Raw genomic sequence first — 26,916 nt, 5'->3', positions numbered from 1 at the left:
AACTCAATTAGCGATGTTTTTGGCACATCGGAAACCTAAATTTTTTGTAGTATAGTTTGCTTTTATACTGCCTCTGAAAGCGTAACGCATAAAAGCGGCATAATTCATTAAATCGGTGGCATTGACAGAACCGCTTCCGCAAAACAAATCTTTATCGGTATCTTTATCTTTTCTAGATTCTCCTGATAAAAAAATGCTATTGAAATCGAAAGTCCATTCCCAAACCAAACCGTGCATATCGTAAACACCCCAGTAATTCTTAAATGTTTTCCCTACGGAATTGTTATAAGTTTTGTTTTTTTCGTACCAACTCAAGATGTATTTATTGAATTCTTCTCTTGAACGAGCGTCTTTTCGTTTTTCATCGGCCATGGCTACATATTCCCATTCATCTAAAGTGGCTAATCTTTTACCTTGACATTCGCAGTATTCTTTAGCTGAAAACCAAGAAACGTTAGTTACAGGCGCATTTGGATTTAATTGTCCGAAACTTAAATCGCTACTCCACTCTGATAAATAAGTTGTATTGGCAAATAGGCGTTTGATTTTTGATTTTCTGTAGTTCGGATTTTTTTTCAAAAATTCTAAATATTGTTGATTCGTTACCGGATACACATCCAACAAAAAAGATTTGATGTTCACTGGTTTCTTATCTGTTGTTCCATATAACGGAACGTAACTTCCTGCTCCAATGGTTACCATATCTTTGGGCACCTGAGAAAGAGAAATGGAAACCCAAAATAATAAAATTAGGCAGTAGTGAAATCGTTTTATAAATTGAGTTTCCATGATTAATTTAAAATGTGTTAGTGTATATCTTTATTGGTTTTTGGAGCTGGTTTTGCTCTTTGTGTTTTAACCATTTCCGGAGTTACTTTTGTTTTATTGTTACCCCAACTGTTGTATACATAAGTTAAAACATCTGAAATTTCTTGATCCGTAAGGTTTTGACTAGTCATTACAGAATTGTATTTTTTACCATTTACAGTGATTTCGCCACTTAATCCGTGAAGAACTGCATTGATAGCTCTATTTGGATCTGCATTTAAGAAATCAGATTTAGACAATGGTGGGAAAGCCGCTGGAATACCTTGACCTTCAGATTGGTGACAAGCGAAACAAGTTCTTCCATAAATATTTTTACCATCTGTAATTTGTTGTGCAAGTGTTTTATTTACCACAACATCTTTTCCATTAGCTGATTTTGGCATGTTTTGAATCGTTCCACCTTCTGGATGATAAATTCCTTCTTGGGTTGTACCTGAATAAATTTTAGCATTCTCAGCACCTTCTACTTTTAACATTCCCAAAGCTCCTTTATTGAACGCTCTGAAGATTGAGTGATCTACTAAAATGAAAGTTCCTGGAACATCTACTTTAAACTCCACAATAGCAGAACCACCGGCAGGAATTAAAGTTGTTTGAACATTTTTATTAATCATATCACCACCTTCAATGTGAACTTTATCAAAAATTTCTCCAATAACGTGGAAAGAGGAAACTAAATTTGGTCCACCATTTCCCATGTAAATTCTAACCGTTTCACCTACTTTAGCTGTTAAAGCTTTGTCCCCTGTTAAAGCACCAACTTTTCCATTAAACACCACATAATCGGCATGTTCGTCTACTGCTTTTGTCATGTCAAAAGGTTGCATTCCAGGTTCTCCGTATTTTCCTTTCGTATAAAAATCACCTTGCATTACGTAGTATTCTTTATCTACTGGAGGTAAACCACCTTCTGGTTCCACCAAAATTAATCCGTACATTCCGTTTGCAATGTGCATCCCTACAGGAGCTGTAGCACAGTGGTACACATATAATCCTGGATTGATGCATTTAAAATTAAAAGTTTTTTCATGTCCTGGTGCTACTAAAGATGAAGCTGCGCCACCACCTGGACCAGTAACGGCATGTAAATCGATGTTGTGAGGTAATTTGTTGTCTGGGTGATTTTTTAAGGTAAATTCAACTTCATCACCTACTCTAGTTCTAATAAAACTTCCTGGAACACTACCTCCAAAAGTCCAGTAAACATACTTAACACCGTCGGCCATTTCACCTTCGATTTCTTTGATTTCCATGTTTACTATTAATTTTTTAGCAGGACGATCTCCAACAGGTTTTGGCACAAATGGAGGAGCTGTTAATTCTGCAATCATTTCGTCACCAACTGAAATATCGGCATAGTTGGTTGTTGAGTCACCGTTCTGTTTACATGCGATACTTGCTGCACAAGCCACACATAATACCAAAACTTTTTTAATAAAATTACTCATGGTAGAAAAAATTAGTTTTAAATATTGGTTTCAATAATAGTTTCGTTACTATCATTTTATAGGTCAAAATTAAAGGACAAAAACATCCTTTAATATGATATAAATCATGTTTCGAAAAAAAGTTAAAAAAATATTAAAATGTTATAAAAAAAATTTAGCAAAAAGAATTTTAGAATTTTACCTTTACTTATTTTAAAGAAACAGATTAATAGTTGGGTTAATCATAAAAAAAACTGCAAAATTTAGAAGTAATAATGTTTTTTAATATTAATTTATGGTTAAGCTATAAGAAAACGGTTTGTGACCAAGGCAAATTCCTCTTGTTTTCAATTGATTTTATCATTGGAATTTTAGAAATATCAAATATAATTGTCTCAGATCATCCTTAAAAAAGTTCGAATCGCCTCTACTCTGCTCCACAAAAAAACCTGTAAAGTATTAATTTTACAGGGTTGTATTTTAAAATATACTTACAACAAACTATGCATAAATAAAAATGCATCTTTTCTTATTTATTTAATAAAAAATAATCTGCAATTACTAAAGCTGCCATTGCTTCCACAATAGGAACAGCTCTTGGAACTACACATGGATCATGTCGACCTTTTCCTTGTTGCTCAATAATTTCACCTTGATTGGTTAAAACTTCTTGCTTTTGAATTAATGTTGCAACGGGTTTAAATGCTACTCGGAAGTAAATATCCATTCCATTTGAGATTCCGCCTTGAATTCCTCCTGAAAGATTGCTCTTTGTAGTTCCATCTGGGTTATATGAATCGTTGTGCTCGCTTCCTTTCATTTTAGCGCCACAAAATCCGCTACCAAATTCAAATCCTTTTACTGCATTTATTGAGAGCATTGCTTTTCCTAATTCGGCATGTAATTTATCAAAAACAGGTTCGCCCAAACCTATTGGAACATTTTGAATGACACAAGTAATTGTTCCTCCAATAGTATCTCCTTGCTTTTTAATTACTTTGATATAATTTTCCATTTTTTCGGCTGTAGCCAAATCAGGACAACGAACAGCGTTACTTTCAATCTTTGAAAAATCTAAATCTTGATAAGGTTTATCGATGAAAATTTCGCCTACAGATGAAACAAATGCGTTAATTTTGATTTCGGAAATAATTTGCTTTGCAATAGCTCCACCTACTACTCTACTTGCTGTTTCGCGAGCTGAACTTCTTCCTCCTCCACGATAATCGCGAATACCGTATTTTTGTTCATAAACATAATCAGCATGACTGGGTCTATAAGTATCCTTTATATGTGAATAATCATCAGATTTTTGATTGTTATTTGGAATAATAAAACCAATTGGAGTTCCGGTAGTTTTCCCTTCAAAAATTCCTGATAAAAATTGCACTTCATCTTCTTCTTTTCTTTGGGTAACAATAGAAGATTGACCTGGTTTTCTTCTTTGCATTTCTGCTTGAATAAACTCAAAATCTAAAGTAATTCCAGCAGGACAACCGTCTAGTATTCCGCCTAAAGCTTCTCCATGTGATTCTCCAAAAGTGGTTAATTTCAACAATTTTCCAAAAGTATTTCCTGCCATAGCTAAGTATTATCTGAGTTTATAAAACATCTTGTAACAAATGTAATGATTATTTAAAAAACAGTGGAAATAAAAAACAAATCGAATTTTTAAATAAATATTTTTAATAATTTAAGTTAAAACAGTAAATTAGCATATTAATCTAACCCAAAATAACATGAAAAAAAGCATTCTTTTAACAATTTTATGTAGTTCTATATTATTCCTATCGTGTTCAAGTGATGATGAAAATGGAAATAATGGAACTAATTTTGAAATTCCGTTAAACAATAATAACTACTGGACTTATGATGTAGATAGCGAAGGAACACTTTCAAGAGATTCTTTATATATTTCAGGTGATGTTGTTTTTAATACTAAAACCTATAAAAAGTTTCAAACAAGAGATGATGTAGCTACTGGATTTTATTCCTCATCACTACGAAATAATGGTGTTAGAAAAAGTGATTCAAAATTACTTTTATCGGGCGATTTATCTTTAGCGCCAGGTCAAAACTTACCGATTAATCTTGATTTATCCTTAGATGATTTTGTTATTTTTAATAGTAATGCCTCAAATAACCAAGCTTTAAATAGTTCGGCAGTTACAGGTTCAATTAATGAAACTGTAAATGGTTATCCTTTAACTATTAACTATTCTTTACAAAGTTATGGAGGAGAAACTCTTTCTACTTTTGCAACTAATGGTGTTACCTATTCTAATGTTAAATCAACTAAAATTAAACTAAACGTAAGTATAACTACAGTCATTACAGTTTTAGGATCACCACAAACTATTACAGCTTTAGCTGCGCAAGATGTCTTAGTTTCAACTCAATATTTAGCAGATGGAATTGGGGTTGTCTATACAAATACTGTATCTTCATATAATATTAATAGTTTTATTGCAGATGAATTTGGAGTTCCTCCAACAAATACACAAACACAAGAAGAATTTTTAGACACTTACATTATAAATTAAATTGGCATAGTATTTGTGAAGAATTGGCTATATTTGTAAAAACAGATTTATATGAAAAAAGTAATTTTATCTGCTATTATGCTACTAGGCTTAGCATTCAGCGCACAGGCTCAGGACATTTCTAAGAACGCATTAGGGTTGCGTTTAGGTGACAACGACGGTTTTGGTGGAGAAATTTCTTATCAGAGAGGTTTAGATTCTAATAATCGTTTAGAATTCGATTTAGGTTGGAGAAACAGTAAAGATGTTGATGCTTTTAAATTAGTTGGTTTATACCAATGGGTATGGAACATTGAAGGAGGTTTTAACTGGTATGCTGGTGTTGGAGCTGGTGTTGGAAGTTGGAGTTACAATAAAAACGATTTCAAAGACAGCGGAAGTTTTGTATTAGCTGCTGGTGATATTGGAATTGAATATAACTTTAAAGAAATTCCATTACAATTATCTTTAGATTTTAGACCAGAAATTTATTTTGGAGGTGATTACACAGAATTTAGAGATGGTTTTGGTCCAGATTTAGGATTAGGAATTAGATACAAATTTGATTAATTAAAAAGTCCCGATTAAATCGGGACTTTTTTTTATTCTATAATTAATTTATTTCCTTTTGGAATTAAAGCTACACAATAAGGAGCTGTCATTACAGTTGTTGCCATTTCTCCTTTTTTGGGTCCAATTTCACTTTTCTTAACAACTATTGTATTATCATTATTACTAACAGATTCTATATCAATCGTATAACCTCCTGAATTTTTTTGACCCTGATATAAAACCAAAACATTTTTTTTCTTAAAATCTACTTTTAAGAAATTAGCATATTGCGATTCATCTAATTTTAGTGACTCAATAAATTGAATATAGGTTTCATTATCCTGAATTAACAAATGACCTGCTTTTTCAGACCCGCCCATTTCACTTTTAAAAATAATGGTATATGTGGTATCTAAAACTTCTTTAGGTGCATTACTGCTACAAGATAACATTAGTAATAAAAAAGGTAAAAATTTGATCATTTTTTAGAATTTATGGCTTTTAAATAAACCTGTTCATATAAAGGTACAATATTATGAATATCAAAAAGTTTAGCCGTTGCTAAAGCATTTACTTTAAATTGAGCCAACTTATTTTCATCTTTTAAAAGTGAAATTGCATCGCTACTCATTTTAGCAACATCACCAACATCACTTAGATAACCCGAAAAACCATCTTTATTTACTTCTGGTAAACCACCTGAATTACTTGAAATTACAGGAACTCCGCATGCCATTGCTTCTAAAGCAGCTAAACCAAAACTTTCAGTTTCCGATGGTAGTAAGAATAAATCTGAAAAGCATAAAATCTTATCAATTTCATTACTGTTTCCAAAGAAAATAACTTTGTTTTGAATTCCTAATTGCTCGCACAATTGCTCTGCTCCTTCTTTTTCTGGACCTTCTCCAACCATCATTAATTTGGATGGTACTTCTTTCTGAATCTCAAAAAAGATTCTCACAATATCTTCGATACGTTTTACTTTTCTAAAATTCGAAATATGTGTAATAATCTTTTCATTATCAGGCGCCATTAAAGAACGATGACACGGAATGTTTTCTTTTAATTTCTCTTTATTTAATTCAATGAAATTTGGAATAACATCTATCTCGTTTTTAATATCAAATAAACGATACGTATCGTCTTTCAAACTTTGAGAAACGCTCGTCACTACATCCGACTTATTAATACTAAAACTTACAGCTGGCTTATAAAATGGATGGTTTCCAACTAAAGTAATATCGGTTCCATGAAGCGTGGTGACCATTGGAATATGAATTCCTTCATCTGCTAACATTTGTTTTGCCATGTAACCCGCATAAGCGTGTGGAATAGCATAATGCACATGTAAAACATCAATTTTGAACAATTTTACCATGTCAACCAATTTGCTTGAAAGCGCTAATTCATAAGGTTGATAGTGAAACAACGGATATTCTGGAACGTGAACTTCGTGGTAGTGTACATTAGGATTCAATAAAGCCAAACGGACAGGTTGACTGTATGTAATGAAGTGAATTTCGTGTCCTCTTTTGGCTAATTCCAAACCTAATTCGGTTGCCACAACACCACTTCCTCCAAATGTAGGATAACAAACTATAGCAATTTTCATTTATATAAATTTTGAAATAAAATTACCACTTCTAACGTTGGCAATTCTAAAACATTTGTTAAAAATTATTTTTTAAAAGCCGCTTCGTAAGTAGCTATCCAATCTTGTACTGAGATTTTTTTTACCAACTCACCAATCAATTCAAATGGAATATTTTCAGGTTTTTTGATACGCAAACAACTTTTTCCAATATCTAATTTTTGTTTCGAATGTTTTGGATATTCCGTTACAAACCAATCGTACAACTCAGGCTTAGCATATATTCCCATATGATAGAAATTGATGCTGTTTTTTTGACTTGCAAATCCCATAAAAGGCAACGCTTGTTTTGGATTACAATGATAACCTTGAGGATAAATTGAATGCGGCACCACATAACCAGCCATGCCATAACCCATTCCTTCTTTAAATCCTTCTGGAAGATTTTCTAAAATTATATTTCTTAGTTTGTGTAATGCTTCTCTTCTATCTTCTGGAGCTTCGTTGATGTATTGCTCTACTGTTGTTGCTTCTGATGTCATGGTTCGTTTTTTGAAATTAGAGAATTAAATTTACAAAAATTACTCAACAATCGCTTCGTAAATTACTTTTTGAATATTTTCTCTGATATTTTCTTTTGATAATTTATTCGCAGCGTTTGAATCTGGATATGTTCTATTTGATAAGAAAACGTATACAATTTCTTTTTCTGGATCAGCCCAAGTCATAGTTCCAGTAAAACCGGTGTGTCCGAAACTCGTTAGTGAAACGCAACCACAAGTTGGACCTTCATTTCCTAATTGCGGTTTATCGAAACCAACCCCTCTTCTATTTCCATCTTTACAGAAATAACAGGTATTGAACATATTAAAAGTGTTTTCGGAAATATAGGTTTTTCCGCCATAACTTCCTTTTTGGAGATACATTTGCATCACTTTTGCAACATCTAAAGCATTAGAAAACAAACCAGCATGTCCTGAAATTCCACCTTGCATCGCGGCAGCCATATCGTGAACATATCCTTGAACTAGTTGATGTCTGAAATAGGTGTCGTTTTCCGTTGGAATAATTCTATTTGCATTCATTTTTCGCAACGGATTATACATTATGGTATTGGCTCCTAAAGGCTCAAAAAAATTAGCGTGTGCTAAATCTTCAAGCGATTTTTTATTGTGATATTCTAAATATTCTTTGAATAAAATAAAAGAGAAATCACTGTATTTGTATTGTTTTTTTGGCAATAATTCGCTGTCTAAAATTGTTTTTACAATCGTATCATTATAATCCTTTCTCAAATATAATTTATCAGCAACGTGAATTGGAAATTCATCAGAAAATTCACTTCTGTAAAAATGAGTACTTGGACGGTTCAGACTGTCTAATGTAGCTTTATAAAAAGGAATCCAAGGTTGAAAACGAGCTTGATGCGTTAACATATCTAAAACTGTTGCATTGGCTTTATTAGAATTTTTAGCCATTGGTAACATGGATTTTAACTTAGTTTCTAAAGTTAAATGTCCTTTGTCAAATTCTTGCATTACGTTAGGTAAAGTAGCTACAATTTTAGTCAAGGAAGCAATATCATAAACATCTGAATTACTAACTTTTTGGCTCGATTCATAAGTATGATTTCCAAAAGATTTTTGATAAATAACTTTTCCTTTTCGAGCTACAACCACTTGAAGTCCAGGTGTCATTTTCTTAGAAATAGCATGATTAGCAATCGAATCAATTTTTATTAAAACTTTAGAATTCATCCCCACATTTTCAGGAATTGTAAATCCTAAACGTTTGATTTCTAAAGTTTCTATTCCTTCATTTACTTTGAATTCATCGTCAATAGAAACTGGTAATTTTCCTTTTGCTCCCATTGCTCCAAAGATAATTTGAGGGGCAATCGTTTGCGCAATATCATTATTTTGATAGGCAACGATGATGGTTTCAATATCTTCAAAATTCTTTAAATTAGTCAATGAATATGGCTTTGTAAAACAAGTTAAAATCACTTCGTTTTGCTTGGCAATTTGGTTTATCCAAAGCATTTCTTTGAAATTCAAATTGTGATTTCTCCATGCGCCATCTTGTTTGTGATACCCAATAATTACTTTCGTATAATCTTGCAATTGTACTAAAACTGAATCTAAATTCTTATTTGTAATTTCACTTACAGAAGCATAATTTCTTAAGTTCAATAAAAAAGTGTCTGATTTGTCATTTCCTAGTTTGATATACGCAATTTTTTCTTTTTCAATATCGCGAACAGGAACTAATTTAACATGATTTTTGATTACAGTTACTGCATTTTCGTATAATTTATAGTTCAATGCGTCATATTCAACTGCATTCAAATCTTGATATAAATTATCTAAAACGATGGGTTGATAGTTATTTAAATTAGATTTGTATTTGTGAGCTAAAATCTTTTTAACAGAATACATCAAACGTTCATCTGTAATTATACCTGAATCATACGCTTCTTTGAATTTCTTAATCGCAACCGGAACATTTTCAGCAAACAACAAAACGTCATTTCCAGCTAAAAAAGCTTCTAAATCAATGTCGCCAGGTTTTTTAAAATTACTTGCACCTTTCATATTCAAGGCATCGGTAAAAATTAAACCTTCAAATTGCAATTCTTTTTTTAACAAATCAGTTACAACAGCATACGAAATTGAGGTTGGATAATTCGCTCTAGGTTCTAAACTTGGCACATTCAAATGCGCTACCATTACACTTGTTAATCCGTTTTTAATCAACTCTTTATAAGGATAAAGCTCCACGTCATTCAATCGATTTTTATCAAAATTTACAACGGGTAAAGTATGATGCGAATCGGTTGAAGTATCGCCATGTCCTGGAAAATGTTTCGCTGTTGCATAAACGCCTTCGTCTTGTAAACCTTTCATTAATGCGATAGCTCTGGCGGTAACATTTTCTTTTGTTTCCCCAAACGAACGATTACCAATAATGGGATTTTTTGGATTAGTATTGATATCCACAACAGGAGCAAAATTGAAATGAATTCCCATTCGTTTTGATTGTTTTGCCATTTGATTTCCAGCTTTTTCAATCAATTTCATGTCTTGAACAGCTCCAAGCGTCATGTTCCAAGGATAACGATAGGTAGAATCTAATCGCATGCTTAAACCCCATTCGGCATCAATTCCGATGAACAAAGGTACTTTTGCTTTTGCTTGAAAACGATTCGTTAATTTCGCCTGACGTACTGGTCCGCCTTGAAAGAAAATTAATCCTCCAATTTTATATTCTTCAACTAATTTATCGATGGATTTGTTATGAGCTTCGTCTTTGTTTGAATAAGCGGCAACCATAAACAACTGCCCTACTTTTTCTTCAAACGAAAATTGGTTGTAAATACTGTCAACCCAAACTTGTTGTGAAACTACTTTTTTAGCAGTTAAAACAGGTTTGGTTTTATTTTGGGAAAATGATATATGTATGAAAACTACCGAAAACAGTAGTGTGAGCACTCTTTGCATAAATTTTAGTTTGATTTTTTAACTTAGAACTAAATCCATGCCAAAATACTACATCTTAACTTTAAAATAAAGCGTTTTAGGTTTATTTTATGAAGAAAGTTGTTAACTAATGGAAAACTTAATTTTCAAGAAATTAATCTATCAAATCGATATGACGGTCGTGATAGCCTAACAAATATAAAACACCATCTAAACCAATGCTTGAAATAGAACTTTGTGCATTATCTTTTACTTTAGGTTTCGCATGAAAAGCAATTCCTAAACCAGCTAGATTTAACATAGGTAAATCATTTGCACCATCACCAACAGCAATGGTTTGATTGATATCGATTCCTTCTTTGCGAGCGATTTCTTTAAGATATTCTGCTTTTTTGTTACCATCTACAATTTCGCCAAGATATCCACCAGTAAGAACTCCGTCTTTGATTTCTAATTCGTTAGCATAAACGTAATCGATTCCTAATTCTTTTTGAAGATATTTTCCAAAATAAGTAAATCCACCAGAAAGAATGGCGGTTTTAAATCCGTATGATTTTAGAGTATCAATTAATCTCCTTGCTCCTTTAGTTATAGGTAAATTTACAGCAACTTCTTCTAGAACTTCTTCACTTAAACCTTTTAAAAGAAGCATTCTTTGCTTGAAGCTTTCTTGAAAATCAATTTCGCCTTGCATAGCAGATTCGGTAATGGCTTTTACTTGTTCGCCAACACCAGCAAGTTCGGCAAGTTCATCAATTACTTCAGTTTGGATTAGAGTCGAATCCATGTCAAAGCAAACGAGACGTCTATTTCTTCTAAAAATATTGTCTTCTTGAAAGGCGATATCTAAATTTAATTCAGACGAAATAGCCATGAATTTTTCGGTAAATTCAGATTTATCTTTTATTTCACCACGAATGGATAATTGGATAGAAGATCTTGGATAATCATCTTCTTTTACTAATGAAACTCTTCCTGTCAATCGCTTAATAGCATCAATATTTAAGTTCTTTTCAGAGATTACTTTCGTTACTTGAGAAATTTGTTCGGCTGTTAATTTTTCTCCTAAAAGTGTTACAATATAACGATCTTTTCCTTGAAGATTGACCCATTTTTCGTATTCATCAAGAGGAATTGGTTTGAATTTGGCTTTAATTCCTAATTCATAGGATTTGAATAAAATATCTTTTAAAACGGCAGCCGATTTTTTTCCCGATTTGATTTGGAACAAAATTCCTAATGAAAGTGTATCGTGAATGTTAGCTTGACCGATATCGAGAACATTGGCATCATATTCTGCTAAAACAGCTGTTAATGATGATGTCAATCCAGGTTTATCATGTCCTGAAATGCTTAATAAAAATATATCGCTATCCATGAGATATTTTGAAAAATGAAGCTAAAAAAATCTGTTATGCCAACTTTCACTAGCAGGAACCTCCCAAAAATCTTGCCACTCACCTAATGTATTAAGTAAATTATTGAAGACAATTGTGTTTTCTGAAACCGCTTTTTCTTTTGCCATTTTTTTAAACTCAATAAGAGGTTTAAAAGCAACGTGATCGCCTACTTTAAAAGTAACGTTCATTTTATCCAATAAATCTACATTGTATTTTTGCTCTAAGTTTTGAATAAATTGTACCGAAGCATCTATTGAACAACCCGTTGCAGCTTGAACTTCTTGATTTACAGCAATAATTATAAAACGATTATAACGCGTTACAAAAGAAGCTTCAAGGTTTTGTCCATGCGCAGTCCAATTTTCTAAAAAAGAAGTTAAGTCCTTTTCAATATCTTGAATTTCTTCATCAGAAAATTTTCTATTAGATTGATAAATCCAAATTTTTGATTCTTCAGGTAAAGTATCGAAGGGTACAAACATGTTTATTTTTTTACGATATCAGTAACAATTTTAAACGAAACAAATTTACCTAGTTTAGCATCAAATAAATCCATTTCATAATACGTAACATCAACAGCATCAGAAACTTTTAGCACTTTGTCTGTTAATAAAAAGGCATTATCAAAACTACTTAATAAAATAAATTGATTGTTTTTTCCTGAATCTTCTTTAACAACAAAAGTTAAAAATTGCTCTGATTTAATTTCTGATATTTTTCCTGTAAGTACTGCATCAGGAATTTCTTCAACTACTTCTTCACCATTTGTATCTGATTCTTCATCCACCATATTCATAAAAACTGATGGACATTTAGCTCCCATTTTTAATCCAATATCATAACCTAATTCTTCCATTTTTTTGTCATTAGTGATGACATTTTTACCATAATGTCTTTCAACATCTTTTTCGTATTTATTTAAAGCTTCAAGAATACAAAGTCCTAATGTTATTTCTAAATTTTCTTTAGTAACTTGTTGTTTTGTAGCACATTCACAACCAACATCAGACATTTTATCGATTAGTTGTTCTTTTGTAAGTTTTTGTGCAAAAGCAACGTTTCCAACAAGGATAAGTAATAATACAAGTTTTTTCATGTTTTGTTTTGAATTATAAATTTTGTGCATTTGCAATTATTTCTGCAATATCTAACACTTTAACTTCGTTTTCTTTGTGTGCAAATTTTACTCCATCAGTCATCATGGTATTGCAATATGGACAACCTGTAGCTATAATATTTGGAGTAGTTTCAAGAGCATCTTGAGTTCTTAAAACATTAATATCCATATTTCCTTTTTCAGGCTCTTTGAACATTTGAGCGCCACCAGCTCCGCAACATAACGCAGCACTTTTGCTTCGTTTCATTTCAACAATATTGGCATTTGTTTGAGATAAAATGTCTCTTGGAGCTTGATATTCATTGTTTGCTCTACCTAAATAGCAAGGATCGTGAAACGTTATACGGCTTCCTTTGTATGTATCTTTATTAAAATCAATACGTCCTTCTTTTAAAAGTTGTTGAATAAATTGTGTATGATGCAAAACTTCATAATTTCCACCTAAACTAGGATACTCATTTTTTAAACAGTTAAAAGAATGTGGATCGCAGGTTACAATTTTCTTCACTTCGTAAGCATTAAGCAATTCAATATTCATTAATGCTTGCATTTGAAATAAAAATTCATTTCCAGCTCTTTTCGCAACATCTCCTGTACAACTTTCTTCGGTACCTAAAACTGCAAAATTTACATTTGCTCTATTTAAAATTTTAACGAAAGCTCTTGAGATTTTTTTTGCTCTGTCATCGAAACTACCAGCAGAACCTACCCAAAATAAAATTTCAGGTTGTTTTCCTTCGGCCATCATTTGGGCCATTGTTGGTACAATTAAATTTTCAGACATATTATATACTATTTATGATAGTTAATGTAAAATTATTCGTTTACCCAATTTAAACGATCCATTTGATTATAAGGCCAAGGAGCACCATTGTTTTCAATATTACTCATCATATTGTTTAGTTCCATTGGAGCAGCACTTTGTTCCATTACTAAGTAACGACGCATATCGATAATAATTGATAACGGACTGATATTAATTGGACATTCTTCTACACAAGCATTACAAGTTGTACAAGCCCATAATTCTTCTGGAGTAATGTAATCATTTAATAATGATTTTCCATCATCAACAAAAACACCTTTATTTAAATCGATATTTCTTCCTACTTCCTCTAAACGATCACGCGTATCCATCATAATCTTACGAGGCGATAATTTTTTACCTGTTTGATTCGCCGGACAAGAAGATGTACAACGACCACACTCCGTACAACTATAAGCATTTAATAATTGTACCCAATTTAAATCTTGAACATCAGAAGCACCAAACTTAGCTGGAACAGCATCAGGATTTGCTGGCGCTGCGAATGGATCAGCACTTGGATCCATCATTAATTTTACTTCGTTTGTAACACTTTCTAAATTGTTTAATTTCCCTTTCGCGTTTAAATCAGCAAAGAAAGTATTAGGGAAAGCTAATAAAATATGTAAATGTTTAGAGAAATATAAATAGTTTAAGAAAACTAGAATTCCGGCAATGTGTAACCACCAAGCGGCTCTTTCGATAATTACAACCAAACCTTCACTCATTCCGTTGAACATTGGAGCAACAAATTGAGAAATCGGGAAACTTCCTGCTTGATTATAATGACCAATTCCTAAATTTTGTAAATGAAAATCAGCCGCATTCATTAATAAGAATAACGTCATTAACACTACTTCAAAATATAAGATGTAATTAGCATCATTTCTTGGTTTTCCATCTAAGTCAGAACTAGCAAAACGACCTAATTTGGTAACATTTCTTCTAATCCAAAAGATAATAACGGTAATTAAAACTAAGAAAGCTAGAATTTCAAAAGAACCAATTAACACATCGTAAAATCCTCCCATGAAAGATAAAACTCTATGAGTTCCGAAAAGTCCATCAATGATAATTTCAATTACTTCGATGTTGATAATTACGAATCCAACATATACTATAATGTGTAAAAATCCTGCAACGGGACGCTTTACCATTTTAGATTGGCCCAAAGCAACCATAGTCATGTTCTTCCAACGTTCAGAAGAATTATCGCTACGATCTATATCTTGTCCTAATTTAATATTACGAATTAGTTTTTTTACATTAATTGCAAAATAACCAATACCAATTGCTAAAAGCAATGCGAAGAAAATATTATCTAAAAATTGCATCGTATAAAATTTACTTTTTAATTGTATCGTTTACTGGCGCTACGTATGGCTTGTTCTTTTTACCAAAAAGAGAAACATTTACATAACGTGTTGGATTTAAGCGAAGGTCTTGCAATAATAATTCTAGCTCGCTTGAAGCTTTAGAAAAATTATTGTACATGGTTTCATCTTTCATTAGTTTACCCATGGTTCCGTTTCCTTTTTCGATGTCACCCATGATTTTATCAACACTTGCTAATGTTTTTTCTAAATTTTTAACGGTTTGACCCAAGTTAGCTTTTGCAAGTGAGTCAGACATTTTTTCTAAATTAGATGATGTTTTATCAAAGTTTGTTAACATCGAATTTAGTTTAGGCTTGTTATCAGCTACTAAACCATTAAGATTGTTAGAAATTTCGCTAAATTCAGAAAGTGTTTTGTGCAATTCAGAAATACTACTTTTTAAATTTTGCTTTGTTTTTTCGTCTAAAATATCGTTTACATTAGAAAACAAAACATCTGCATTGTCTAATAGTTTTTGAACTTTATATTGTAGAGGCTCTAATTGTTGAGCCAAAGCATCTGTTAAACCTAATTTGCTACTAGCTTTTAGGTAATCACCAGTTTTAATGTAATCTTTATCTTGAAAATTTGGTTTGATAGCAATTTGTCTCCCTCCTACTAATCCCGAATCGTAAATTTCAGCTACACTTGATTTAGAAATTGGAAAATCTGTATTAATCTGCATTTCTACCAATAACTTTCCATCAGGCTGAATGTCGATTGAATTTACTTTACCAATAGCTAATCCGTTCAAAGTTACAGGTGCAGAATTTACAAGTCCGGCTACATTATCATATACAACGTAAACTCGAGTACTAGTTTCAAATAAGTCTTTTCCTTTTAAAAAATTATATCCCCATATAAATAATAATATAGATACAATAACGAGGACGGCGGTTTTGATTTCTCTTGTTAGTTTCAAAGCTTAATAATTTTTAACAAAAATAAACTTTTATTTTATTTTATTGCATCGGTTACGCTTATTTTTATTCCATCTTTATAAGCTACAATAAAGGCAGTAGAATATCCTTTTTGTTTGGCAATCTCCAGTTTTTGTTTGATTTCGTCATAACTTTTTTCTGAAGCATAAAAATATTTATATAAACTACCAGCTGGTTCTACTGAAATTGGACTTAACCCTTTAAAATTTGATGGTGTTGTATCTAATTTTTTAGTACTAGCAGAAATTTGAATTTTAAACACAATTCCTTTATCAACCATTTTTTCAGGGGTTTTTACAGGAATTTCTTTTTTAGGTGTTTCTTTAACAATTACTTCTTGTTTATCCTCTTCTTTATTATCATTATTAGAAGGACTGAAAAATTCATTTTTATAATCCATAATAGCACCTGCAATAGCTTCAGCTAATTTTTCTTGACCTTCTTCTGAATTTAAAAATTCTCCTTCTTCTTTATTTGATACAAATCCCATTTCAACTAGAACTCTTGGCATTGTAATTTGACGTAATACTAAGAATCCAGCTTGCTTTACACCTCTATTTTTATTGTCGGTTTTTTTAGTGAAAAATTCCTGAACTCTTCCAGCTAACTCTATACTTTGATCAAGATGTTCTTCTTGCAAAATAGAAATTCCGATAACTGATTCGGGCGAATTTGGATCAAAACCATCATATTTAATCTTATAATCGGTTTCCAAAGTAACTACCTCGTTCTCATTTTTAGCTACTTCTAAGTTGGAAGCATTACGAGTAATACCCATTACATAAGTTTCATTTCCAGACGCTGCTTGATTTTTATTTGCGTTACAATGCATGGAAACAAAAATGCTTCCTTTTGATTTATTGGCAATATTAGCGCGTTGTTGTAATTCGATAAAGACATCTGTTTTTCTAGTATAAACAACATCAATTTGTGGGTCTTTTTCTAAAATAGCACCAACTCGCAAAACAGTCTTCAAGGCTATATTTTTTTCAATATTACCGTGATAAACAGCGCCATAATCTTTTCCACCATGACCAGCATCTAATACTACTTTAAATTTTTGGTTTTGACTGTATCCAGAAAAAACACTCAATGCAATCACTACAAAAACAATTCTCTTAAACATATGCAATTGATAATTAATTCGTAAAGGTTACTATATAAGCTGAAGTATATCCTTTTTTCTTTGCTTCTTCTAATTTTTTCTTACAAGCATTATAATCAGTTTCTTCTCCGTAAAAATACTTGTATAATTTTTTATCTTTTTCAACTGTAATATTTTTTAAACCTTTAAAATTTGATGGTTTTGTATCTAATTTTTTTGTTCCAGCTGAAATTTGAACTTTATAATACGTTTTAGCTGATTTTGTTTTATTTATCTCATTTTCAATACTTAAATTATTATCATTTGAAGCTTTAGTTATAACTACAGTTTCTATTTCAGCAACAGAATTAGCATTGAAAAAATTATTTTTATACGTTAAAATCGCTTTTGAAATCGATTCCGACATTTCTTCTTTTCCACTTTCAGAACTTAAATATTTACCTTCAACTGGGTGCGAAACAAAGCCTAATTCTATCAATACTCCAGGCATAACTGTAGCATCTAAAACCCAAATAGGTTGCTGTTTTACACCTCTTGAAAAGCGATTGTTATTTTTAACAAAGTTCTTCTCAATTTCAGATGCTAAACTAATACTTTGATCTAAAAATTCTTCTTGTAAAATTTTTAAACCCAACAATGTTTCTGGATTATTTGGATCAAATCCTTTATACTTTTCGTTGTAATCTTTCTCTAAAAAGATAACTCCATTTTCTTTTTTAGCGATATCTAAATTCGTATCAGTTCGTGACATACCCATAACAAAAGTTTCTGTTCCTTTTGCGGCTGTACTTTTTACACCGTTGCAATGTACTGAAATAAATAAATTAGCCTTTGCTCTATTAGCAATATTAGCACGTTCTTTTAATCCGATAAAAACATCTGTTTTTCTAGTGTAAACCACTTCAATGTTATTGTTTTTTTCTAAAATCTTTCCAATTTTTAACACAACATCTAAAACAATATCTTTCTCTTTTATTCCGTTTTTTATTGCTCCTGGATCTTCTCCACCATGACCCGCATCTAAAACCACCTTAAATTTAGAAGTATTCTGAGCAAATGCAAAGCTGAAAGTGAAAAATAAAACCAGTAAAGACAGATATTTAGTGTTTTTTTTAGATGGCATAAAACAATTGATAAGTTTATAAGTTATAATTTTATTAAAACATTATTTTTGCAAAAAAATATATGTAAGTTTGACACTTCAAAAAGTGAGCCAAATTTTTACAAAAATACTATTAAAAGCATTGCATACCAAGTTAATTCATATCGTTTTTTCAGTAATTTTTCTAACATTAGGAACTACTTTCGTTTTTTCTCAAGAAACTCCCATACCAAATACGGTTACTTTATCAAAATCTGACATTGAAAAAGTAAAAGATTCTACTGCTACCACTAAAGACACTATAAAAAAGAAAAAACCTTTTTTAGATGGTGTTGTAAACATGAAAGCTAAAGATTATGAAAAGCTAGACCAAAAGAAAAAAACAGTTACCCTTCATGATGAAGCCGAAATTTATTATACCGATTTTGAACTTAAAGCAGGACGGATAGTTTTAGACTACGAAAAAAACCTAGTTTATGCTGGCCGATTAAAAGATTCTGCAGGGAATTACATTCAAAGACCTGTTTTTAAACAAGGGGAAAATGTGGTTGAACCTGATTCGATTATTTTTCATACCAAATCAAAAAGAGCTAAAGTTTGGAATTCGAGAACGCAACAAGGCGAATTGTTCATAAAGGCTGAAATTTCAAAAAAAGAAAATGATTCGGTTTATTTCATGAAGAATGCACGTATGACTACGTCTACAAATATTGAAGATCCTGAATATTACTTTTTGGTTAAAAGAGTAAAATTTGTTCCAAAGAAAAAAGTAGTAATTAGTTCTACTCAAATGTATATTGCTGATGTTCCTACTCCTATTTGGTTGCCTTTTGGTTATTTTCCAATGACAGAGAAAAGTACCTCTGGATTTATTATGCCAACGCCAGGACAAAATAATCAACAAGGTTACTTTTTACAAAACGGAGGTTATTATTTTGCACTAAGCGATTATTACGATTTAGCAGTTCTAGGAGATTATTACACAAATGGTAGTTATGGTTTACGAGCCGAAACCAGTTATGCCAAACGCTACAAATTTAACGGTAGAGCTAATGTTAGATTTGAAAATAACATTCAAAGTGAAAAAGGATTTCCAGATTATTCAAAATCAAGGCAATACAACATTCAATGGTCGCATAACCAAGATTCAAAAGCTTCGCCAAATTCGAGATTTTCGGCTTCGGTAAATTTAGGAAGTAGTCAATATTTTAGACAATCTGTTAATCTGAATAATATTGGGTCAACGGTTAATAATAACTTAAGTTCTTCTGTTTCCTATTCAAAGACCTTTCAAACGGTTCCGCAGGTAAATATGTCTATGTCTGCTACGCACTCTCAAAACACAAATACGCAACAGATAGATATGACACTTCCAACATTTCAAGCAAGTGTTGATCGTGTTTTCCCTTTTGCATCAAGAGATGGAGTTAAAAAAGGAATTATTAAAAACATTAGTTTTCAATATAATATTAGAGGTGAAAATAGAATTCGTACTACAGATTCTTTATTCTTTAAACCTCAAATGTTTAGAGATGCACGATCAGGTTTTCAACACTCTATTCCTATTAGTACTAACTTTAAAGTTTTTAAATATTTTAGTATTTCAGCAAGTGCTAATTATAATGAAGTATGGACTTTTAACACAATTGAAAAGTTTTACAGTGCTACAGAAAATAAAGTAGTTACTGTAGATCAAAAAGGATTTGAATCTTATAGAACTTATAATTTTAATGCCGGTATTGGTACCACAATTTACGGAACATTCAATTTTGGAGAAGACAAGAAAATTGAAGCTATTCGTCATGTAATGAGACCTAATATTTCATATGGTTTTACGCCAAGTTTTGATCAATATTTTGAACGCTATGCTTTAGATGCAACTGGAATTAATTTTGATGATTATACGAAATTTGACGGAGGTCTTTTTGGTTCGCCTTCAAATAATGTTTCCAATACAATGAATTTATCCTTAAGCAATACATTTGAAGCTAAGGTAAAAGATAAAAACAGTAAGAAAGGTGAAACTAAAAAAGTAATGCTTTTAAACAATTTAAACTTTTCTACACGTTACGATTTTACTGCCGATTCATTAAAATTAAAAGAAATTTCAGTTAGTGGTGGAACACAATTGTTTAAACAAAAAATGAACATCAACTTTGCCGCTGTACTTGACCCTTATGCTATTGATAATTCAGGAAAAAGAATAGAAAAATTTAATATTGATAACGGAGGAAGTTTATTGAGATTACCTCGTGCCAATTTAACTTTAAACTATAGTTTTTCAAGTTCTGATGGCGATAAAAAAAGTAATACTTCTGATCAAAATGTTCAAAATGGAGGTCGTGAAGATGATTTATTTGGCGTTGGAGCTGATTTAAGTGATAATCGCCAGAGTTTGTTTGGAAAAGATAAAGAAGGCGATAAAAAAGAAAAAAATTCTGAATGGTACAATACAAAACTACCTTGGGATTTAAGAATTGCCTATTCTATAAATTATAACAATTCAAACCGACAAGACGAAATTGCTTCTCACTCTTTAATGGCATCTGGAAATATTGAATTAGCGCCAAGATGGAAAGTTGGGTTTTCATCTGGATATGATTTTGTACAAAAAGGAGTTACGTTTACACAATTCCGTTTTGAAAGAGATTTAGAAAGTTGGAGAATGAGTTTCAACTGGGTTCCATTTGGAACTAATACTTACTGGGGCTTTTTCATAGGAATTTCATCTTCAATCTTAAGCGATATTAAATACGACAAACGTCAATTACCAGACCGAGTTTTCAGACAATAATAAATCTACAACATGAAAAAAATTATTTATACCGACAAAGCGCCAGCTCCTATTGGACCTTACAACCAAGCGGTTTTAGTTGGCAACACCTTATATACTTCAGGGCAAATTGCCTTAAACCCAGCTACTATGGAGTTGGTTTTAGACAATATTGAAACCGAAACCAAACAAGTGATGGAAAACATGAAAGCCGTTTTAGCAGCAGCCGACATGACGTTTGAAAACGTAATTAAAACCACCATTTTCATCATGAACATGGGCGATTTTACACGAATTAACGCTGTTTACGGAAGTTACTTTGATGAAGCAACAGCACCAGCTAGAGAAACCGTACAAGTAGCGTGTTTACCAAAAAATGTAAATATTGAAATCTCAATGATAGCAGTGAAATAGCTTACACACTTTTAAAAGTGTAAATTATATCCTTAAATACAAATTATATAAAAGCAGTTATTCTCGTAATAGCTGCTTTTTTATGTAATAAAAGTTTTATATATTTGATGTTATTTGTTAGTTGTATACAATATATTTTCCGAACTTACGCTGAAAGCTTCTCTCCTATTTTTTCGAAAGAAATTTAATGAAATTGCAACCGAAAAATCTTATTCGATAATTGAAATCCGAACCGAACTTTGACGATAAACTTTGTGTTGAAATTACGTTTTCGGGAAAATTCGCTGTGAAACTAAAACCTGAAACTAAACGTTGCGTGAAAATATGCTTTGCGTGACAATCCGAACTTTGCGTGACAATCCGAACTTTGCGGATAAACGTTGCGTTGAGTTTTTAAGTTCCGAAAATATTATACTGTATACAACAGCGGTTTAAAAATATGGCTAGTTTCGGTAAAATCCGAAATGGCGCAGTTGTTTAATTTAAAGTTTTGGTTATATTTGTGAAGGCTTGGTGTTGCATTTTCGCCACATTTTTAAGCCGCAGAACGTTAGCCGTCAGTTCATCGGAACTTGGAAAAACTCGATAATAAAACAAATTTTACAACGTTTAAAAAGAAAATCTAAAACTTATCACTTATGAAAAAAATTCTTCTGTCTGTAATAATTGCAATGTCTATAATTGCTTGTAAAGAAAAAACCGAAATAAGCAAAGAATCTTCAGCTGAAAAAAATGAAGTGAAATCAGAAATGAAAGATACGATTACAGAAAAAAAATCTGAAATAACTTTCAAAGATTACAAAACCGAATATAAAGAAACAACAGAAAAAGCTAAAATAGATTTTAATAGCAATCCAACTGCAAAAAGTTATAAAACAGTTATTTCCGAAATTTATAAAATTGAAAAAGTAAATTTTGCAGGTAATTACATTATTGTAACTTGGGGATGTGGAACATCTTGTATTTCTGGAGCAATGGTAGATGTCAGAGATGGAAAAGTTTATGATTTACCAAATGATGACGAATGGGAAGGAATTGGAAATTCGGTTAATTCAGACAAAGAAAGTACATTATTAATAACAAGCCTTTCAGGAATGAATTTAGGTGAAGGAATTGAAGCTCTTGAAAAATATTGGAATTGGAACGAAGCAAATAAAAAGTTTGAATTCATTAAAATTGCGGAAGTTAAAACAGAAAATGAAAAATAAAACCGAACCGCTAACACATGTTTACAGCAATAGCTTCGGAACGTTAAAATTAAAACATACAAAAAAGCAGCTATTTCTCTCAAAACAGCTGCTTTTTCTATAAACAAACATGAAATTTTATTTTTTAATGAACATATTCGTGTAGTATTTTCTACCTTGTTCATCCATTTTTATCGAAGCTCCAAAATGCGTGTAATCGCCTTCTAAATTTGCTTTATGACTTGGACTATTTACCCAAGCATTAACTGTAGATTGTGCCGTAGCATAAGCAAAAGCAACATTTTCACCTACTCTATAAGCTCCTAAAACCGATTGCAAATTTGATTTTCTTTGATCAAAACCTTCATGTGTTACCGTTTGTGTAGCTAACATATAAGCATTGTGTTCTGAAGATTTATAAGAAATATGCTCTATAATTTGCAATGGATTTAATCCTATAGAAACTCTGTATTCATTAACTTTATCTAATAATTCTAACTCACCAGCATTGTGTGTGTAGTTTTTAGCAGTTTCAATTGGTTCGCTTACACTTTCACTGTCAGATGAACATGATGTTAAAGATGATAAACTAATTGTTAGGGCAAAAAGAGTAATCATTAATTTTTTCATAAGTAGAGAGTTTTAAGTTGTTGTGTTAATAAATACTAAAAATCGATTAAGTGATTGATTAACAGGACAAATGTACAAAATCATCGGTAACTTGCAAAAAAAATCGATGAAATGCATTAAAATTTAACGTTTTAAACATTTGAATATCAATTACTTAAAACTTTACTTACAGGAATAAAAAAATCCCAAGTTAAAAAACTTAGGATTTTGAATTAAAAATATAAAATATTGATTATCAAGGCGATAATCGTTCTATTTTCCAATCGTATTCATTGGTTAATTGATAGCGAATTCGGTCATGCAAACGGTTAGGTCTTCCTTGCCAAAACTCCACTTCTACTGGTCGTACTAAAAAACCACCCCAATGTGCCGGACGCAAAATTTCTTTTCCCTCCCACTCTTTTTCTAACTGTTTTAAATTTTCTTCTAGAAATTCACGATTCGGAATTACTTCACTTTGTGGCGAAACAATCGCACCAAGCTTACTTCCATCTGGTCGTGATGCAAAATAATTATCGGAAATATTCTCAGCCGTTTTTTCAGCAATTCCTTTTATAATAATCTGACGTTCCACCGTTGGCCAAAAGAACGATAAACACACATTCGGATTATTTAAAATAGCTTTTCCTTTTTCGGAATTATAATTGGTGTAAAAAATAAAACCTTCTTCATTAAATTTCTTAAGCAACACCACGCGAGCTTTCGGGAAACCGTCTAAACCAATAGTCGTTACGGTCATCGCATTCACTTCTTCTGCAGCATTTAATTCTTCCGCTTCGTAAAACCATCGATGGAATAAATTAATAGGATCTTCCGGAATTTGGTTTTCCAATAACTCGCTCTTTTCGTATGATTTTCTATAATTGCTTAAATCTTTCATAATAACAGTTGTTTCAACAAAGCAAAGTTACAAAGGGAAACTCGTTTTTTTACTAAAACAAAAATTAAAATTAAACCTTTTTGAATATCTTTAGTCTTATAATCAAATTCAGCATTTTGCAAGACGAAAAAGCTTTCATTTCCGAATTACTAAACCCGAAAACGCAAAATGAAGCGTTTAGAAAGCTATTGCAATTGTATCAAAAACCCTTGTATTATCACATCAGAAACATGGTTTTGAGTCACGATGATGCTGATGATGTGCTGCAAAACACATTTATAAAAGTATTTGGAAATCTAAAAAATTTTAAAGGCGATAGCAAATTATATTCTTGGATGTACCGAATTGCAACTAATGAAGCCATTACTTTTATGCAACAGCGAGCAAAGAAACAAGGGATTTCAAATGAAGAAGCCCAACAAAAAGCCGTAAACAAACTAGAAAGTGATGTTTTTTTTGATGGCGATGAAATTCAACTGAAATTACAAAAAGCAATTGCCACTTTACCTGAAAAGCAACAATTGGTTTTTAAAATGCGCTATTTTGAAGAATTAAAATACGAAGAAATGTCGGAAACTCTAGAAACTTCGGTGGGTGCTTTAAAGGCGAGTTACCACATTGCAGTTAAGAAAATTGAAGATTTTTTACATTCACATTAAACCTTTACCAATAATTTTTGTCCAATAGATATGAAACCTTTTGATTTAGAAAATAAAAACGAAATAAAATCGGGATTTAAAGTTCCAGAAAATTACTTTGAGCAATTCGAAGCTAAAATGATGGCCCAAATTCCAATAGAAAAAGAAACAAAAGTAGTTTCCTTATTCTACAGAAAACAAGTTTGGATAAGCGCTATTGCTGCTGTTTTTTTAATCGCAATCGCCATTCCGGTTTATTTCAATATGGCTAAGGAAAGTTCGCTTGATGCTTCTACCATTGAAAGTTATTTATCTCAACAACAAGGAATTGGCATCACAGAATTATCCAAACACTTAACCGATGAAGATATTACAGCAATAGAAAATAATTTATCTTTAAACGAATCAAATCCTGATGCTGTTGAAGATTATCTTTCCGAATCGGAAAACCTAGAATATTACATTAACGAATAAAATTTACCCATTATGAAAACGAAAATCATACTTCCAATTATATTTCTTTTAGTTACATCGTTATCTTTTTCTCAAGGGTTTAAAGAAAAAAGAGAAAAAGTAAAAGCACTAAAAGTGGCTTATATTACTGAGCAATTAGAATTAACTACAGATGAAGCTCAAAAATTTTGGCCTATTTATAATGCTTTTGATGATAATCAGGCAGAGCTACGTCATGAAAAAATGAGAAGCATTTTAGACCGATTCAAGCCTGGAAATGTTGAAAAATTAAGTGAAAAAGATGCGTCTAATTCATTAGCACAAATGGAAAAAATTGAAGAAGATTTATTCAATTTAAAAAAGAAATTCATCAAAGATTTACAAGGCGTAATTAGTGCCAAAAAAATCATCAAACTAAAAAAAGCCGAAGAAGATTTTAATAGAGAATTATTAAAACAAATGCGCGAAAAAAGAAGAGGTTAGTTATAAATCTTAAAAGCGTTCAACATAAGTTGAGCGCTTTTTTTTATTCCATTTGAAATCGAACCAACTTATTTCTTCCAGTAGCATAAAACACTTTCTCTGATTCAAATCTAAAAGTATAAAAATCTTTATCATCAGAGAATTTTGTCCAAGTTTTGTCAAAATCAGCCGAGTAAAACATTCCAGTTCCACCAACAGAAATTAACTGTTTCCCTTTACTATTCGGAACAAATTGAACACAAGATGCGTAACCAAAAGCTTCTTTTTCGGCGATTAGTTTCCAAGTTTTTCCACCGTTTTTTGTGATGGCTTTGTTTGCCCAATTTTGGTCTTGTTTTTCGTAATTTCCACCTGCAATAATTCCGATTTTTTCGTTATAAAAATCAGCAGTAAAAATTCCTGTCATAATTTCGCCTTGAACAATTGGCGTTTCATATACTTTCCAAGTTGCACCAAAATCCTTAGAAACAAAAACTCTCGATTTCTTTCCTCCAGAAACCATAAAAATCGATTTCCCTTTTATAGTTAAATTCGTGTTACTAGTTGCAAAAGCGGCTTCACCTTCGGCAACTTTTGGTAAAACATCGCAATTTACTTTTTGCCACGTTTTGCCACCATCGTTAGTTTTTATGAATGCTAAACAGTTTTCGATTGGGTCACCCATGGCAAATCCGTTTAAATCATCCACAAATTGCATACTATCATAAAACACTTTTTCATGTTCTTCTCTATAAACAACAGTTTCTTCCAACGTTTTTTTATCAATACGAATCAACATCGCTGGATTTCCAACCGCTAGAATGAAAATAGCTTCTTTGGTTCCTGCAATACTTCTAAATTCGGTAGTTCGGGGAACGGATTGAATTTCTTTTAAAATGGTAGTATCTTTTTTCTTATCGTAAAATCCGTAACGACCTTTATCCATTCCCATCCATACTTTTTCATCATCAACAAAAATGGCTCTGCAACTCAATTTCGTTTCGAGAATTACTTCCGATTTAAATTTTCTGCTTTGAGCTACTACTGAAATACTTATGAATAACAGAAATACAACTATTTTCTTCATTGGATAGGTTTTATTTTCAAATATAGTGGAAATGTTTCAAAGCAAAAATATATTTTACAAACATTTGATTATCAATAAATTGATTAGTATTGAAAAACTTTGGCACAGTAATTGGTTAACTTAAAATAGAAATAAGAACCCTTAAAA

Annotated in this window: 26 protein-coding genes; 8 read left to right on the top strand and 18 right to left on the bottom strand. The window is 31.6% G+C overall.

Going from position 1 to position 26,916, the window contains the following annotated elements; all coding sequences use genetic code 11:
- Positions 1-3: 3 nt before the first annotated feature.
- The 3 genes from B0I03_RS09755 to aroC all read right to left on the bottom strand — a co-directional run bounded on the left by B0I03_RS09755 (position 4) and on the right by aroC (position 3,837).
- Complete coding sequence (locus B0I03_RS09755; RefSeq protein WP_245903002.1) at positions 4-789, bottom strand: formylglycine-generating enzyme family protein; 786 nt, start codon at positions 787-789, stop codon at positions 4-6.
- Between the two features lie 17 nt (positions 790-806).
- Positions 807-2,276, bottom strand: a complete 1,470-nt coding sequence (gene nirK, locus B0I03_RS09750) for a copper-containing nitrite reductase (RefSeq protein WP_111567241.1) — start codon at positions 2,274-2,276, stop codon at positions 807-809.
- Between the two features lie 508 nt (positions 2,277-2,784).
- Complete coding sequence (aroC, locus tag B0I03_RS09745; RefSeq protein WP_111567240.1) at positions 2,785-3,837, bottom strand: chorismate synthase; 1,053 nt, start codon at positions 3,835-3,837, stop codon at positions 2,785-2,787.
- A gap of 157 nt (positions 3,838-3,994) precedes the next feature.
- On the opposite strand from aroC, the gene B0I03_RS09740 reads away from it, so the two are divergent.
- Positions 3,995-4,798 carry a hypothetical protein gene (locus tag B0I03_RS09740; protein ID WP_111567239.1) on the top strand — a complete coding sequence of 268 codons (804 nt, stop codon included), beginning with the start codon at positions 3,995-3,997 and terminating at the stop codon, positions 4,796-4,798.
- 51 nt (positions 4,799-4,849) lie between these two features.
- Positions 4,850-5,347, top strand: coding sequence for a hypothetical protein (locus tag B0I03_RS09735; protein WP_111567238.1), 498 nt, complete (start codon positions 4,850-4,852; stop codon positions 5,345-5,347).
- Between the two features lie 32 nt (positions 5,348-5,379).
- Here the strand turns inward: B0I03_RS09735 and B0I03_RS09730 are convergent, their stop codons facing one another.
- The 12 genes from B0I03_RS09730 to B0I03_RS09675 all read right to left on the bottom strand — a co-directional run bounded on the left by B0I03_RS09730 (position 5,380) and on the right by B0I03_RS09675 (position 18,266).
- On the bottom strand, positions 5,380-5,811 hold the full coding sequence (locus B0I03_RS09730) for a protease complex subunit PrcB family protein (protein ID WP_111567237.1): 432 nt from the start codon (positions 5,809-5,811) through the stop codon (positions 5,380-5,382).
- On the bottom strand, positions 5,808-6,941 hold the full coding sequence (bshA, locus tag B0I03_RS09725) for an N-acetyl-alpha-D-glucosaminyl L-malate synthase BshA (RefSeq protein WP_111567236.1): 1,134 nt from the start codon (positions 6,939-6,941) through the stop codon (positions 5,808-5,810). The genes B0I03_RS09730 and bshA overlap by 4 nt, the downstream gene beginning before the upstream one ends.
- 65 nt (positions 6,942-7,006) lie before the next feature.
- Positions 7,007-7,462 carry a DUF1801 domain-containing protein gene (locus B0I03_RS09720; RefSeq protein ID WP_111567235.1) on the bottom strand — a complete coding sequence of 152 codons (456 nt, stop codon included), beginning with the start codon at positions 7,460-7,462 and terminating at the stop codon, positions 7,007-7,009.
- Between the two features lie 39 nt (positions 7,463-7,501).
- On the bottom strand, positions 7,502-10,420 hold the full coding sequence (locus B0I03_RS09715) for a glycoside hydrolase family 3 N-terminal domain-containing protein (protein WP_111567234.1): 2,919 nt from the start codon (positions 10,418-10,420) through the stop codon (positions 7,502-7,504).
- Positions 10,421-10,553: 133 nt separating this feature from the next.
- Positions 10,554-11,777 (bottom strand): phosphoserine phosphatase SerB, encoded by a 1,224-nt coding sequence (serB, locus tag B0I03_RS09710; protein WP_111567233.1) that lies wholly within the window; start codon positions 11,775-11,777, stop codon positions 10,554-10,556.
- A 21-nt stretch (positions 11,778-11,798) separates the two neighbouring features.
- The gene (locus tag B0I03_RS09705) at positions 11,799-12,281 is read right to left on the bottom strand and encodes an ABC transporter ATPase (RefSeq protein ID WP_111567232.1); all 483 of its coding nucleotides are present in this window, start codon (positions 12,279-12,281) and stop codon (positions 11,799-11,801) included.
- Between the two features lie 2 nt (positions 12,282-12,283).
- Positions 12,284-12,895, bottom strand: a complete 612-nt coding sequence (locus B0I03_RS09700; protein WP_146603289.1) for a hypothetical protein — start codon at positions 12,893-12,895, stop codon at positions 12,284-12,286.
- 13 nt (positions 12,896-12,908) lie between these two features.
- Positions 12,909-13,700, bottom strand: coding sequence for a (Fe-S)-binding protein (locus tag B0I03_RS09695; RefSeq protein WP_111567230.1), 792 nt, complete (start codon positions 13,698-13,700; stop codon positions 12,909-12,911).
- Positions 13,701-13,732: 32 nt separating this feature from the next.
- Positions 13,733-15,055 (bottom strand): (Fe-S)-binding protein, encoded by a 1,323-nt coding sequence (locus tag B0I03_RS09690; protein ID WP_111567229.1) that lies wholly within the window; start codon positions 15,053-15,055, stop codon positions 13,733-13,735.
- A 10-nt stretch (positions 15,056-15,065) separates the two neighbouring features.
- Positions 15,066-16,019: an MlaD family protein gene (locus B0I03_RS09685; protein ID WP_111567228.1), complete on the bottom strand. Its 954-nt coding sequence runs from the start codon at positions 16,017-16,019 to the stop codon at positions 15,066-15,068.
- A gap of 35 nt (positions 16,020-16,054) precedes the next feature.
- On the bottom strand, positions 16,055-17,164 hold the full coding sequence (locus B0I03_RS09680) for an N-acetylmuramoyl-L-alanine amidase family protein (RefSeq protein ID WP_111567227.1): 1,110 nt from the start codon (positions 17,162-17,164) through the stop codon (positions 16,055-16,057).
- 13 nt (positions 17,165-17,177) lie between these two features.
- Positions 17,178-18,266, bottom strand: coding sequence for an N-acetylmuramoyl-L-alanine amidase family protein (locus B0I03_RS09675; RefSeq protein WP_111567226.1), 1,089 nt, complete (start codon positions 18,264-18,266; stop codon positions 17,178-17,180).
- A 70-nt stretch (positions 18,267-18,336) separates the two neighbouring features.
- On the opposite strand from B0I03_RS09675, the gene B0I03_RS09670 reads away from it, so the two are divergent.
- The 3 genes from B0I03_RS09670 to B0I03_RS09660 all read left to right on the top strand — a co-directional run bounded on the left by B0I03_RS09670 (position 18,337) and on the right by B0I03_RS09660 (position 22,640).
- Positions 18,337-21,039 carry a putative LPS assembly protein LptD gene (locus B0I03_RS09670; RefSeq protein WP_111567225.1) on the top strand — a complete coding sequence of 901 codons (2,703 nt, stop codon included), beginning with the start codon at positions 18,337-18,339 and terminating at the stop codon, positions 21,037-21,039.
- Positions 21,040-21,051: 12 nt separating this feature from the next.
- Entirely contained in the window at positions 21,052-21,432 is a 381-nt protein-coding gene (locus tag B0I03_RS09665; protein WP_111567224.1) for a RidA family protein, read from the top strand.
- A 638-nt stretch (positions 21,433-22,070) separates the two neighbouring features.
- A complete protein-coding gene (locus B0I03_RS09660; RefSeq protein ID WP_146603288.1) occupies positions 22,071-22,640 on the top strand; it encodes a hypothetical protein in 570 nt (189 codons plus the stop codon).
- 117 nt (positions 22,641-22,757) lie between these two features.
- On the opposite strand, the gene B0I03_RS09655 is transcribed toward B0I03_RS09660, so the two are convergent.
- Together B0I03_RS09655 and pdxH are read right to left on the bottom strand one after the other, a co-directional pair.
- Positions 22,758-23,249 (bottom strand): CAP domain-containing protein, encoded by a 492-nt coding sequence (locus B0I03_RS09655; RefSeq protein ID WP_111567222.1) that lies wholly within the window; start codon positions 23,247-23,249, stop codon positions 22,758-22,760.
- 235 nt (positions 23,250-23,484) lie between these two features.
- Positions 23,485-24,129 (bottom strand): pyridoxamine 5'-phosphate oxidase, encoded by a 645-nt coding sequence (pdxH, locus tag B0I03_RS09650; protein ID WP_111567221.1) that lies wholly within the window; start codon positions 24,127-24,129, stop codon positions 23,485-23,487.
- A 116-nt stretch (positions 24,130-24,245) separates the two neighbouring features.
- Here pdxH and B0I03_RS09645 point away from each other — a divergent pair, with 116 nt between their 5' ends.
- The 3 genes from B0I03_RS09645 to B0I03_RS09635 are packed head-to-tail and all read left to right on the top strand — an operon-like array spanning position 24,246 to position 25,703.
- Positions 24,246-24,788, top strand: coding sequence for an RNA polymerase sigma factor (locus B0I03_RS09645; protein WP_111567220.1), 543 nt, complete (start codon positions 24,246-24,248; stop codon positions 24,786-24,788).
- A 30-nt stretch (positions 24,789-24,818) separates the two neighbouring features.
- Entirely contained in the window at positions 24,819-25,241 is a 423-nt protein-coding gene (locus tag B0I03_RS09640; protein WP_111567219.1) for a hypothetical protein, read from the top strand.
- A 12-nt stretch (positions 25,242-25,253) separates the two neighbouring features.
- Positions 25,254-25,703 (top strand): sensor of ECF-type sigma factor, encoded by a 450-nt coding sequence (locus tag B0I03_RS09635; RefSeq protein WP_111567218.1) that lies wholly within the window; start codon positions 25,254-25,256, stop codon positions 25,701-25,703.
- A 43-nt stretch (positions 25,704-25,746) separates the two neighbouring features.
- On the opposite strand, the gene B0I03_RS09630 is transcribed toward B0I03_RS09635, so the two are convergent.
- Positions 25,747-26,769: a WD40/YVTN/BNR-like repeat-containing protein gene (locus B0I03_RS09630; protein ID WP_245903000.1), complete on the bottom strand. Its 1,023-nt coding sequence runs from the start codon at positions 26,767-26,769 to the stop codon at positions 25,747-25,749.
- Positions 26,770-26,916 lie beyond the last annotated feature (147 nt).

Source organism: Flavobacterium aquaticum, from assembly GCF_003259835.1.
In the GTDB taxonomy this organism is placed as follows: domain Bacteria; phylum Bacteroidota; class Bacteroidia; order Flavobacteriales; family Flavobacteriaceae; genus Flavobacterium; species Flavobacterium aquaticum.
This window is presented reverse-complemented; position numbering and strand designations above follow the sequence as displayed.

Coding starts and splice junctions, on each gene's coding strand:
- B0I03_RS09680 (WP_111567227.1), bottom strand. CDS start 17,164: ATGTTTAAGAGAATTGTTTTTGTAGTGATTGCATTGAGTGTTTTTTCT.
- B0I03_RS09665 (WP_111567224.1), top strand. CDS start 21,052: ATGAAAAAAATTATTTATACCGACAAAGCGCCAGCTCCTATTGGACCT.
- pdxH (WP_111567221.1), bottom strand. CDS start 24,129: ATGAAAGATTTAAGCAATTATAGAAAATCATACGAAAAGAGCGAGTTA.
- bshA (WP_111567236.1), bottom strand. CDS start 6,941: ATGAAAATTGCTATAGTTTGTTATCCTACATTTGGAGGAAGTGGTGTT.
- B0I03_RS09740 (WP_111567239.1), top strand. CDS start 3,995: ATGAAAAAAAGCATTCTTTTAACAATTTTATGTAGTTCTATATTATTC.
- B0I03_RS09720 (WP_111567235.1), bottom strand. CDS start 7,462: ATGACATCAGAAGCAACAACAGTAGAGCAATACATCAACGAAGCTCCA.
- B0I03_RS09700 (WP_146603289.1), bottom strand. CDS start 12,895: ATGAAAAAACTTGTATTATTACTTATCCTTGTTGGAAACGTTGCTTTT.
- B0I03_RS09655 (WP_111567222.1), bottom strand. CDS start 23,249: ATGAAAAAATTAATGATTACTCTTTTTGCCCTAACAATTAGTTTATCA.
- B0I03_RS09635 (WP_111567218.1), top strand. CDS start 25,254: ATGAAAACGAAAATCATACTTCCAATTATATTTCTTTTAGTTACATCG.
- B0I03_RS09755 (WP_245903002.1), bottom strand. CDS start 789: ATGGAAACTCAATTTATAAAACGATTTCACTACTGCCTAATTTTATTA.
- B0I03_RS09695 (WP_111567230.1), bottom strand. CDS start 13,700: ATGTCTGAAAATTTAATTGTACCAACAATGGCCCAAATGATGGCCGAA.
- B0I03_RS09640 (WP_111567219.1), top strand. CDS start 24,819: ATGAAACCTTTTGATTTAGAAAATAAAAACGAAATAAAATCGGGATTT.
- B0I03_RS09690 (WP_111567229.1), bottom strand. CDS start 15,055: ATGCAATTTTTAGATAATATTTTCTTCGCATTGCTTTTAGCAATTGGT.
- serB (WP_111567233.1), bottom strand. CDS start 11,777: ATGGATAGCGATATATTTTTATTAAGCATTTCAGGACATGATAAACCT.
- B0I03_RS09675 (WP_111567226.1), bottom strand. CDS start 18,266: ATGCCATCTAAAAAAAACACTAAATATCTGTCTTTACTGGTTTTATTT.
- B0I03_RS09715 (WP_111567234.1), bottom strand. CDS start 10,420: ATGCAAAGAGTGCTCACACTACTGTTTTCGGTAGTTTTCATACATATA.
- B0I03_RS09660 (WP_146603288.1), top strand. CDS start 22,071: ATGAAAAAAATTCTTCTGTCTGTAATAATTGCAATGTCTATAATTGCT.
- B0I03_RS09730 (WP_111567237.1), bottom strand. CDS start 5,811: ATGATCAAATTTTTACCTTTTTTATTACTAATGTTATCTTGTAGCAGT.
- aroC (WP_111567240.1), bottom strand. CDS start 3,837: ATGGCAGGAAATACTTTTGGAAAATTGTTGAAATTAACCACTTTTGGA.
- nirK (WP_111567241.1), bottom strand. CDS start 2,276: ATGAGTAATTTTATTAAAAAAGTTTTGGTATTATGTGTGGCTTGTGCA.
- B0I03_RS09630 (WP_245903000.1), bottom strand. CDS start 26,769: ATGAAGAAAATAGTTGTATTTCTGTTATTCATAAGTATTTCAGTAGTA.
- B0I03_RS09735 (WP_111567238.1), top strand. CDS start 4,850: ATGAAAAAAGTAATTTTATCTGCTATTATGCTACTAGGCTTAGCATTC.
- B0I03_RS09705 (WP_111567232.1), bottom strand. CDS start 12,281: ATGTTTGTACCCTTCGATACTTTACCTGAAGAATCAAAAATTTGGATT.